This is a genomic window from Micromonospora sp. NPDC005220, from assembly GCF_040607895.1.
GTDB lineage: Bacteria > Actinomycetota > Actinomycetes > Mycobacteriales > Micromonosporaceae > Micromonospora.
Window position 1 is genome coordinate 1 of record NZ_JBEXHP010000148.1, and the last position, 11,605, is coordinate 11,605.

The 11,605-nt window shown below is 67.3% G+C and carries 3 protein-coding genes and 1 pseudogene; all 4 read right to left on the reverse strand.

Annotation, left to right across the window (positions count from 1 at the left end):
* Positions 1–125 precede the first annotated feature (125 nt).
* Complete coding sequence (locus ABZU52_RS29780) at positions 126–671, reverse strand: barstar family protein (protein ID WP_354974276.1); 546 nt, start codon at positions 669–671, stop codon at positions 126–128.
* Positions 668–9,166, reverse strand: a complete 8,499-nt coding sequence (locus ABZU52_RS29785; RefSeq protein WP_354974277.1) for a DNRLRE domain-containing protein — start codon at positions 9,164–9,166, stop codon at positions 668–670. Before ABZU52_RS29785 ends, ABZU52_RS29780 begins: the two co-directional genes overlap by 4 nt.
* Before the next feature lie 551 nt (positions 9,167–9,717).
* Positions 9,718–10,770 carry an acyl-CoA desaturase gene (locus ABZU52_RS29790; protein ID WP_354974278.1) on the reverse strand — a complete coding sequence of 351 codons (1,053 nt, stop codon included), beginning with the start codon at positions 10,768–10,770 and terminating at the stop codon, positions 9,718–9,720.
* A gap of 136 nt (positions 10,771–10,906) precedes the next feature.
* Positions 10,907–11,605 (reverse strand): annotated as a pseudogene (locus ABZU52_RS29795) (hypothetical protein); the annotation flags it as partial.

Genomic DNA, 11,605 nt, shown 5'->3' on the forward strand with positions numbered 1-11,605 from the left:
CCCCTCTGCTCTATCTATACCCTCCTCGCGGGGGGCGCGGGTGGCCCTTCCCCCGGCCACCTCCCGTCCAGCGCCCAGGTAGAGGCACGGAGCAGCTCGTATGGGCGGAGCCATGCCGCGTCAAATTACTCGGGTTGGGACCACACCAGAAGACGGCCGTCAGATTCGCGAACCAGCATGTCGTCTCGCGAGCTCAGTTCCTTGGCTACCTCCCGAACTTCACAACGCGCCAGGAAGAACATGAAGTGAAGTGGAAACGGCGGACGATTCCGGGGAAGGCCATCCGCATCGAGAGAAAGGTTGGCTCGTTCAGCAGCCTCGCAGAGCAGGGAGATGAACAGCGGAAAGAAGTCCTTGCCTACCAGTACGTCAGCCTCCTCGACAACAATGACAACAGGGCGCTTGTCGTGCCAACTGCCGTGGAGATCATCGAGACAATCCACGAGCGCATACCAATTATGACCGAAGTACGACGGAAATTCCAACTTGTCCGAGAATTCAGCGAAGAGGCCAGCGGCATCGACCATCCTCCGAGAGTCCAGCCTCCGGACGACGCCGCCGGGTGCAAGTGCCGCCACCTTCTCATGGGCCATGCGGTCGTCGTTCCGCGCGACCACCACCCAGGGCCCAATCGGCGACGCGAGGTCGAACGACGTCACGGAACTGCTCACGGATATTCTCCGACGTAATAGAAGGTACCGTAATGGTCAGGGGTGTAGAACGCGGACCCCGATCCCGACTTCGGCGTCAGCAACCGCTCACCACCACGAATCGGCCGACCGCATTCCGTACACTTAGGCAAACTCGCGGTCGCATTGACGTCCCACTCCCGGTACGCGCCCCCTGGCAAGTCGTTGGCCTTGTTGCCCCAACTGCCGTTGCCCTCATATCCCGGCACCTTACCGATACCGCCGGTTCTGTTCTTCACCTTTTCCAACATGTCGAACGCCTTGGCAGGAGCCGGCCCTTCCACCCTTCCCGCCCCGCCGGGGCTACCCGACTCGCCTCCGTGCAAGCCACACTTCGGCCCGGTGTTGTGCACAAGGACCGGCGTCGTGCCAGCGAACACGTAGTACGTGTGGATGTCCTCGACGGTGAGGTTGTAGACCGCCACACTCTGCGTCCAGTGCCGAGTCCCGACCACCGTCAGTGTCTGGCCGTCCGGCGTCGCCACCTGGTCACCGACGAGAAGCTGCCCGGCCTCGATCCAGCGACCCTCGTCGGCCACCCAGAACGGGTGTCCATCGGTCGCCACGATGTCCGCGGTCGACTCAGCGGCGTCGCCGTCGACGTCGACGGTGACGTCCACCAGGTCGCGATACCCCTCGCCGCCGATGAGACGGCTCACCGGCTTTGCCTTGGTCTCGCCGGTTTCCGGGTCGGTCGCCAACACCTCGTCGTCGAGGTTCACATCCTCGATGGCCTTCGTGCTGCCGTCGGCGAGCAGCACCAGCGTGCCGGCCACGAAGCTGTTGGAGAAGCAGTCCTTGGCGGCGTTGGAGGCGGCTCCGCCCTTCGAGGCGCGGCTGGCCGTACCGGCTTTTGCCGCGCTGCCAGCCCGGCCGGCGCCCTTGCCGGCGAACATGTCCACCGCGGCGACCGTCAGATTGCCCGCACACTCGGCACCCGACTTGTCGTCGCCGCACCCAACCGACTGCTTCACCGAGTCACAGGCGGCCTTGTCGTTGTTGAAGCCGCAGTCGCCGGCCTTGTCGAACTGCTCCCCGGCCGTCTTGGCCTTGCCGCGAAGACTGTCGCAGGCCGCGTCGCTGTCGCCGGAGGAGCAGTCGTCCAACTCGGCGTAGGTGTCCAGCGTTCCCTTCGCGCTGTCCTTCAGACCACTGGCCACCGTTCCGACGTAGTCCTTGACGGCGTCCTTCGCCGTGTCGAGCCAGCCGTGACCGTCCAGTTCGACGTTCGAGATCGGGTTGCCGCCGGCGAAGGCGTACCGGTTGCCGGTGTACGGGTCGATCGCCAGCGACAGGTCGTTCAGCGCCCCGTTGTACGAGTCCCGGGTCAGGAACTGGTTGATGCCCGGGTCGTAGTCACGGAAGCCCATGTCGTACTTGCCGGTGGACTGGTCGTACCGCTTGGACTGGAAGCGGTACGAGTTGTAGGGCACCCGGTCCGGATTGTCGGGGTTGCCCGCGTCCGGCTTGTCAGCCCCGGTGAACTGGCCGCTGTCGTTCTTGCCGTAGGCGGTGTACCCGTACGTCGCCCGCCCGTCGCCCTTGTCGTCGGTGATCTGCTCGATGTCCGAGCCACCGTCGTACCCGGCGTACGAGTCCTCCTGGCTGTTGTCGGTGTTGGTCTTGACCTGTGACAGCAGCGAACCGCCGGGCCCACGCTGGTAGGACTTGACCACCTTGGTGCCTTCGAGCTCGGCGGAGATGTCCGAGCTGAGGCCGAGGTACGCGTAGGTGGTGGTCTTGCCGGCGTACGTCCGCTCGACCTGCCGGTCCAGCGGGTCGTACTTGTAGGTGGTGGTCTTGTTACCGGGGTTCTTGACGTTCGTGACGACGTGGTCGAAACCGTCGTACGTGTAGCTCTCGAGCGTGGTGCCGTCGGCGGTCACCGTCTTGAGCCGACCGTACGGGTCGTAGGCGTAGGTCGCGCTTACGCTCGCCCCACTCGTCGTCGCGGACTTCAGCCGGTTCTTGTCGTAGTCGAACGAGGTGGTGAGGCCGCCGACCGTCTGCGTGATGACGTTGCTGTTCGCGTCGTGCACGTAGCTCTCGGTCGTCGCGCCCGAACCCGTCTTGGTCACCGAACGGACCCGGTCCTGCGGGTCGTACGCGTAGGTCGTGGTGGTGTCCAGGTAGGACGTCCGGTTGTCCGCGTTCTGCTTGCGGGAGACGTCCTTCGACTTCTGCCCGTTCGCCGCGTACTCGTAGGTGTGCTGGTTGACCAGGGCGCCGCCGGACTTCTTCTCGACCTGGCTCTGCACCGCGCCGTTGAGGAAGTAGGCGGTGGTGACGACGTTCCCGTTGCCCTTGGTCTCGGTGTCGGTCTGCCCCCGCTTGGTGTACGTGTACCGGGTGTACTTCGGCTTCGGGTCGGTCGGCGAGGTCAGGTTCTTGATCTCGGTCGCCAGGTCACGCTGGGGCTCGTAGGTGTACTCGGAGATCTGCGTGTCGTGCGTCCGGCGCTTGAGCAGACCGTTGGGCTCGTAGCTGAAGGTGGTGGTGTTCTTGACCGTGCCGGACTTCTTCTCCTCGACACTGGCGACCTGGTTACGAGGGTCGTAGGAGATCGCGTACGTGTCGATGGTGGCGCCGGTGCTGCTGTCCGACATCTTGGTCAGGTTGGCGTTGACGTCGTACTCGTAGCTGAAGTTCTTGCTCGCCGTGCCGGAGCCCGCGCCGTTGTCGGCCTGGGTCTTCTTCTTGCCGTCCGGGTAGTAGGTCCAGAGCTGCTCGCGGGGGGTGCCGCTGGACCCGGTGACGGTGCGGGAGGTCTGCGCGCCGACCAGGTCGTACTTGTATGCCGTCTTGATGTTCCAGCCGACGTCCTCGGAGGTCCGCACCCACCCGGTGTCGTAGAAGGTCTGGACCGTGTCGTTGCGGGTGCTCTCGTCCTGCGACGGCGGTGCCGAGATCCGTTCCGGGTTGCCGACCTTGTCGTAGGTGTAGATGGTGCTCGGCGGGGTGGTGAACCGGGAGTCGTCCCGGTCGTACGGCTGCTGGACCTCGCGGACCCGGTTGAGCTTGTCGTAGAGGGTGACGGTGGTGAAGTCGTCCGGGTCGTCGGTGGTGTCCACGCCCCTCGGGCTGACCTGAGTCGTCCGGTTGCCGACCTCGTCGTAGCCGCTACGGGTGGTGCGGTAGGTGATCGTGCCGCTGACCGAGACGTAGGGCACCTTCTGCTCGATCACCGCGGAGCGCTCGTCGTAGCCGATCAGGGTCTTGTTGCCGTCCTGGTCGGTCGACGACGTCGTGTTGCCGTCCCTGTCGTACGTGACCGAGGTGGTGTTGCCCTTCGCGTCCACCGTGCTTGTCACCCGGTGGTTGGCGTCGTAGTTGTACTTGGCCGTGTAGTCGGTCGAATCGGACGTGGCCATCTTCCGCTGGTCGACCACGTTGATCACGTTGCCGACCGTGTCGTAGTCGACGTGCAGCCGGCCGTTCGCGGCGTCGGTGACGTCGGTCGGCTGGTTCAGCTCGTCGTAGACGTAGACGGTCGCGAAGTCGTTCGGGTCCGTCGTGGTCAGCATCCCCCGCGGTTCGGTGACCTTGGTGAGGTTGCCGACCGGGTCGTACTCGTACTTGGTCGTCGGCGCGTCGGAGGTGGAGGTGTCCTTGGCGGTGACGACCGTGGCGGTCCGGTCGAGCAGGTCGTACGTGGCGGTGGTCACCGCGCCGGTGGCGGTGGTCTGCTGGGTGACGTTGTCGTTCTTGTCGTAGACCGGCGAGGGGGTGATGGCGTACACCCCTGCGGCGCTGTCGACCGGCACCTTGCTGGTGGTCGGTCGGCCGAGGATGTCGTAGCCGTACGTCGACGTGTGCTGGTTCGCGTCGGTCACCGTGGTCACGGAACCGATCGAGGAGTACGTGTAGGTGGTGTCGTTCAGCAGCGCGTCGGTGATCGTCTTCGGGTATCCGTTGGCATCGAAGCTCGCGTACCTGGTGACACCGTCGTTCGCGTCGGTCGCGGTCAACATCCGCCCGTACGAGTCGTACGAGTACAGCGTGGTGTAGTCGCCCTCGGCCGCTGTCGCGGTGCCCTTGGGGTCATTGACCGATGTGACGTTGCCGACCGCGTCGTAGCCGAACTGCCAGTGCCGGCCCTCGGCCGAGTACTTGTCGGTGAGCTCGGCGGTGTGGCCGCCCAGGCCGAACCGATAGTCCAGCCGGATGCCCGGGGTGTTGTTCTTGACCGCTTCCGCGTCCCTGACCTCGAGTGGCAGGCCGGTGAACTGGTCGTAGCGCCAGGTCGAGACCGTGTTGTTGGCGTCCTCGAGCCGGATCACGTTGTTGTCCGCGTCCCAGCCCAGCAGAGTCACCTGGGCCTTGGCGTTGGAGATCCGGGTGCTGCGGCCGTACCCGTCGATCGTCGTCTCGGTCGCCCGGCCCTTCGGGTCGGTCACAGTGGTGACCACGCCCGCACTCGTCGCGCCGTCCGGGTCCTGGTACTCGAACAGCGTCGACCTGTTCAACCGGTCGATCATCGAGTTGACCTTGCCCTGCTGGAACGCGTCGCCGGGGTCGTTGTAGGCGACCTTCGTGTTCGCGTTGCGCGGGTCGGTGACCTTGGTCAGTCGGGCGTTCTGCGCGCCCTGCGACTCGTCGTAGGTGTACCCGAATGTCTTGGCTTCGCCAGTGCCGGCGCCATCAGTGACCTCGCGCAGCAGACCGGTGTCGCTGTAGACGAACGACATCGTCCGACCGCTCACGTCGGTGATCGTCTTGAGCTGGCCGATGATCCGCGGGTTCTGGAGGTTGGTCAGCGTCTGCCGGACACCGCCGACGAAGGCGGTGTAGCCGTCGCCCGGCTCGTGGTACTCAAGCGTCAACGTCTGTCGGTTGTCCGGATCGGTCAGATAGCGCAGCACCGCGGTGTCGCGGTTACCGACCTGCTTGCGCTCGTACGTGAAGCGCAGTTGGTTGCCGTTGCGGTCCCGGACGGCCATCTGGTAGCCCTGCTCGTCGAAGACGAACTGGCTGCGGTCCGGACGGGTCATCGTCCACGCCTCGGCGGTGTCACCGCTGCCGGTGCGTTGCAGGAAGAGGTGGACGCCTGACGGCTGGATGTACCGCCAGTCGGCCGAGTTGCCGCTGCCGTGCTTGTCGAGGTTGAACAGGTGCGTGGTGCCGTCGCCGTCGGTCATCGCTACCTGTTGCGGCCACGTGGCGTCGCCACCACGGAACTCCAGCGGCGAGCCGAGCCGGACCGCGCTGGATGTCGACAACGACCAGCCAAGGCCCGCCGACGAGGTGGAGGTGTCCTGGCTGTTGTAGGTCATCCGGACGAACGTGGTGACGCCGCGGCTCGGATTGTTGATCGGGTTGTAGCCCACCAGCGCGTTGCCGGAGAACTGGTTGACCAACAGTGTGGCGCCGGCCCCCGTGCCACCGCCCGCGTACTGGTAGAACTTTTCCAGCCCGAGCTGGTCGGAGGTGGGGTCCTCCACCGCGACCGACTGGTCCAGTGGAGAGATCTGGGCGACGTCCGACAGCCACTTCCCACTGGTCTTGTTCCGCAGTTCCCACTTCAGCACGTACGGTTCGCGGCGGTCACCGTCACTGCCGGAGTTCGGAGCCTTGACCGTGGCGTTGATGGTGACCACACCGCCGGGTGCCTGCGCCGACGGCAGGGGCGTCTCGATCTGGTTGCCCGCATTGGTGACGTCGGTGCCGTCCTGGCGGGTCCAGTGGTAGGACAGCACCCAGTCCGACGGCGACCACACCGACGACGTGGTGTTGGTGACGGTGACCGGCACGAGGTACTGGTCGCCGGGGATCATCCGGCTCGGGGTGTTCGGCGCGTGATAGGTGCTGGCGCTGTTCGGTGCCGTGTAGATGACCCGCAGTCGGGGCCGCAGCGACGGCTCGGCCGCCTCGGCGGACAGGAAGAGCGACCGCTGTTCCGCGCCGGCCTCGTCAGCCAGCCGGATCTGCACGCCCTTGTTGTTGCTCGAGCTGTCCACCCAGCGTTGCACCAGCGGGCCGGCCTCCCAGTTGACCCAGCCCGGGTCACCGTTGAGCGCGCCGACCGACGACTGCACAGTCGACTCGGCGTCGCCGCCGGGCGTGGTCCAGGCGATCCCGGTCTGGGCGCTCTTCCACGTCGAGGTGGTCTCGCTGAAGTCACGGGTCAGCCCGCGCAGTTGGAACTGCTGCTGGCCGACGCCCGTCCCTTCGGCGTACCAGCCCCACAGGCCGACCTGCGCGTTGATGACCTTCGCCTGAGCGGGCAGCCCGGTGACGTTGGGAAACTTCAGCACCACCCGGCTGGTGCCGTAGATCGAGCCCTTGTTGCCGACCTGGAGTTCGCCGCCGGCATCCAGCTTGTCCCAGTTGCTGTCTGGCTTGAGGCTGGTCAGGGTGTTGTCGTCCGCCCCGGTGAAGAACCTGATCACCTGACCGGCCTTGGGCAGCCGCACCATCTGGGTCTGCGCCGGAACGACCGAGCCGTCTCGCAGCCGGACGGCAACCATGTAGAAGTAGGCGTCGCCGAACTGGCTCGCCGAGTTCGCCGGGGTGGGCGTGGCGTGGGTGTCCGAGTATGTCGTCCGGCCCGGCCTGACCGGGGCGACCAGGGTGGCCGCGCTCGGCATGAAGTTCTGTGTCCTACTGGAGTGGACCTGGTACTCGACCAGGTCGTCGTCCGGCGACGACGACGGGTCGGCGTACGTGGACCAGGACAGGTCCGCCCCGGTGGCCCGCACGGTGGTGACCGGGTTCAGCGCGACTCCGGGCTTGCCCCAGGTGAGCAGCAGCTTCGGGCCGTGATCGTCCTCGCCGCCGTAGGAGAAGTCACCGGACTCGTACCGCGGGCCGCCGTTCTTGTTCGACTCGTCCTTGCCCTTGACCATGAAGCCGTAGTTCGTCGCGGGGTTGTCCAGCCAGCCCTGCACTGTCGAGCGGACGCTGTAGCTGTGCCAGGCGTTGGTCTGGTGCAGCGGCTTGGTCACCTCGGCCCGCTTGACCAGCCGCACCGCGTCGGCCACGACCTTCTTGTTGGCCACGTCGCCGAGCACCACCTTGTGCGTGGTGCCCGCCTTGAACCCGTACGTGCCGATCGACACCCAGTTCTGGTTGCCGGAGCCGGTGGTCTGGTTGACAGTCTTGACCACCGAGCCGCCGTCGTAGAACACGGTGTAGGGCGCGTTGGTGGCGCGGTCGGAACCCGGCACGTAGTGCACGTACACCTCGTACTGACCGTCCTCGGTCAGCCGCGGGACCCAGGTGAACGTCTGGCCGGTGGACGCGTCGGCGTTGTACCGGTAGGCGCCGTTGTTCGCCTGACCGCGGTCGGTGGCCGTGGCGCCGACCCACTCACCACTGGCCGACACCTTGGCGCCGTCCGCCTCGTCCACCTGCTCGCGGTTCTCCCCGACCTCGGCGAACTTGGTGTTCATGGTGCCCCACGTCGCGGTGGTCTCGTTCCACGCCGCGGTCACCCGACGCGCCTCGAACGCCATCGAGGCCTCGTCGGCGCCGCCATGGGTCTGGTCGAAGTACATCTGCAGCTGCGCCGAGTCCAGCACGGTGTTGGCCGGCACGTTGGACAGGTCGAACTTGGTCAGGGCGCGGAACGTGCCCCCGGTCGAGGCCCCGGCGGAGAGCTTCCAGGTGCTGTCGAAGTTCTCCGTGGGACCGCCGGACGCGATCATCACGTCCTGGGCCTGACTCAACGTCGGTTGAACCTTGATCGTCGGATCGATCACCACGGGGTACTTGCGAGCCGGGTCGCGCAGCCAGGCGTCGTCAGCGGCGACCGTCACCACAGTGCGGCCATCCTGCTGGCTGACCCGTTGGCTGACCTGGTAACTCATCGCCTTGCCGACAACCGAGGCCGCATCGTCGGCGCTGTCGTACATGTACGGCCGGGGCATCGTGAACAGCGCCGGCCCCTGCCGGTCCGTGGCGAAGAACGACACCGAGCCGTCGGCCTGCGGCACCGCGCGAACCGAGTCCGTGTCCAAGGTGAACGTGTACGTGGCCGGCCCGCTCGGCGGGGCGCCCAGCACGATCTGCTCCTTGACCGCTGACGGCGTCACCTCGTAGACGAGGTCGGCGCCGTCGACGGCGCCAGGGTAAGTGACCCGGGTGCCGCTCGCCGTCGGCCGCAGGGCACGTGGGCCGCCGGCGAGCCCGAGGGTCAACCCATGGTCGCCGATCGAGTACGACAGCACGCGGTCACTACGGTCGCCGAATCTGCTGACGAACGCGTTCCGGGTGGCGGCGTACGGATAGCCCGAGGTGCCGCCCGCAGACACTGTCGGTGTGATGTCCTGCCAGCGGCCCTTGCTGTCCCGGTAGTGGACCGGCTCGCGACTGGCTTCCGCCTGCATCCGCCCATCGGCCAGCAGGAAGACCTTGGTGCTCGCGGTACGGCGGTCGGCGAGTTCGCGTACCCGGCGCACCGGCGGCAGGGGCTTCGCGGGAGTCGCCTGCGCCACCGAGGGCAGAACCTTCGACGGCCCCGGCGGGGTGGGGGGCACGTCTCGACCCTGTGGCGTCGGCGGGCGCAGTACCGTGCCGGGCCGAGGTGCCGGACCGGGATCACCCGGCGGTTTTCCATACGCCGGTGTGCCGGAAATAACCAGCACGACACCGGTCAATGCCGCAAGAAGGCGGCGTCCATTACCAACTCTGCTCATCAATTGCCCTTCACGCGAATGCGTACGACGTGGACATGCGGACCACGGCACAGAACGTGCCGGTCGAACTGCCGCGAAGAAGGGAATCGGCGCGCGCTGAAACAGCGCCGGACACCGCGACGAGGCTCAGATATGAGTCGGATCAGCGCCCCCCGTGGGTGCCGCAGTGAAACTAGCAACTTTTGATTGATCGCAGCAACTATTTACCTAGGGCAATTTTTGTCCTACGGCCAGGAACAATGGCTCAATATGGACATTACGATCAATTGGCGAGGCGTCCGTTGTCACCCTCCGCGAACTGCGGTCCAGAAATACGGCGGTGGGGCGGGCATCATCAGATGCCCGCCCCACCGCTCAGTACTCGCCACAGCCGCGCAGCGGCCCGTTGCCGTTCAGCCGCGCAGCGGCCGCCCCACCTCGTGCAGGTGACCGAGTGCCTGCCGGTACGACTCGATCAGCCCGGTCTCGGCGTACGGGATGCCCTGCTCGACGCAGTAGGCACGGACGATCGGCTGGGCCCGGCGCAGGTTGGCGCGGGGCATGTTCGGGAACAGGTGGTGCTCGATCTGGTAGTTGAGGCCGCCGAGCGTGGTGTCCACCAGTCGGCTGCCCCGCACGTTGCGGGAGGTCAGCACCTGCTTACGCAGGAAGTCCAACTCGTCCTCGGCGGTCGGCATCGGCATGCCCTTGTGGTTCGGCGCGAACGCGCAGCCCATGTAGAGACCCCACAGCGCCTGGTGCACGACGGCGAAGAGCAGCGCCTTGACCGGGGACATGACCGCCAACAGCAGCGCCACGTACGCGGCGGTGTGCGCGACGAGCAGCGCCGCCTCGACCGCCCGGTGCCGCATCGGGACGGTGTACCCGCCGTTCGGCTCCCGGCCGATGATCGCCCGGATGCTCGCCACGTGCAGGTTCAGCCCCTCCAGCAGGAGCATCGGGAAGAAAAGGTACGCCTGCCGCTTGGCCATCCAGCGACCGATCCCACGGGTCTCCAACGCCTGCTCGTGCGTCCACACCAGGGCACCCGCGCCGACGTCCGGGTCATCGTCCTCGTGGTTCGGGTTGGCGTGGTGCCGGTTGTGCTTGTCGACCCACCAGCCGTAGCTGAGCCCGACCGCCGCGTTGCCGGCGAGCAGCCCCACCATCTCGCTGGGGCCACGCCGACGGAACATCTGCCGGTGCCCGGCGTCGTGACCGAGGAACGCGACCTGGGTGGTGGCCACCGCCATCAGCGCCGCGAGTGGAAGCTGCCACCAGGAGTCGCCGAGCAGGAACACGCCCACCCAGCCGGCCACGAAGGCGCCGAGGGTGAGCACGATGCGGGTGACATACCAGCCGGGACGCCGCTCCAGCAGGCCGGCCTGGCTGATCCGTCGGGACAACTGTGCGTAGTCACTGCCTCGCCGTCGTACCGGCGGTTCCGCCACCGCTCCGAGCGCCATCGCTGCTCCCGTTCCGCCTGCGCCCGTACCGGGGTGGTTCGGGCTTAATGTCAAGTCTCCGGTTCGCGGTAGCGCTCAGTAACCCCGACAACCCCCGAATGGGGGGTAGGGCAGGCCCTACCCCCCATGGTTCGGCTCAGCCCAGCCGGCCCACCGCGGCGCGCAGTCGAGCCAGGTCACGCCGCCGCCGCTCGTAGCTGGCGGCGAGCCCGACCAGCGCCAGCCCGCCGACCCCCAGATAGATCCACCGAGGCAGCAGGTCCCACCCTCGGGCCAACTCGTGCAGCGCCAACAGCGTCAGCACTCCGCCACCGAGCAGCACCGGCGCCTGCCATCGGCGGGTCGCGCCGGCCAGCACCGCGCCGATCGCCGCCGCGCCGAGGAGCAGCCGCCGCCACGGCTGCGGCTCCGGCCCGGCCAGCACCGACACGAGGCTGGGCAGCAGCGCCGCGACCAGCCCCGGGCCGAGGGCCGGCCAGCTGGTCAGGCCCGGCCGGGTGCGCAGCGCCAGCAGACCCGCGACGACGGCGAGGGCCGCCGCCGGCAGGGTGTACGCCTCCAGCACGGTCACCCCACCGGCGGCCAGCAGCACCCACGCTCCGAGCAACTCGCTGCCGGCGGCGATGCCGGCGAACGCCCACCGCCGACCGGCCAGTTCGCCTCGGCGCAGCAGTCGCAGCGCGACGGCGACACCCCAGAGCACGCAGACCGTGGCGAGGTGTCGCGCCACCTCGACGGCGAGCACCGCCGCCACCAGCGCGACGGCCTGCCCGGCGGCGTCCAGCACCCGACCCAGCCGGGCCCGCGCCGCTGTGACCGCCGCGGCGGCCAGCAC

Excerpts from the sequence above, each read along its gene's own strand:
- ABZU52_RS29790 (WP_354974278.1), bottom strand. The coding sequence starts at position 10,770 with ATGGCGCTCGGAGCGGTGGCGGAACCGCCGGTACGACGGCGAGGCAGT.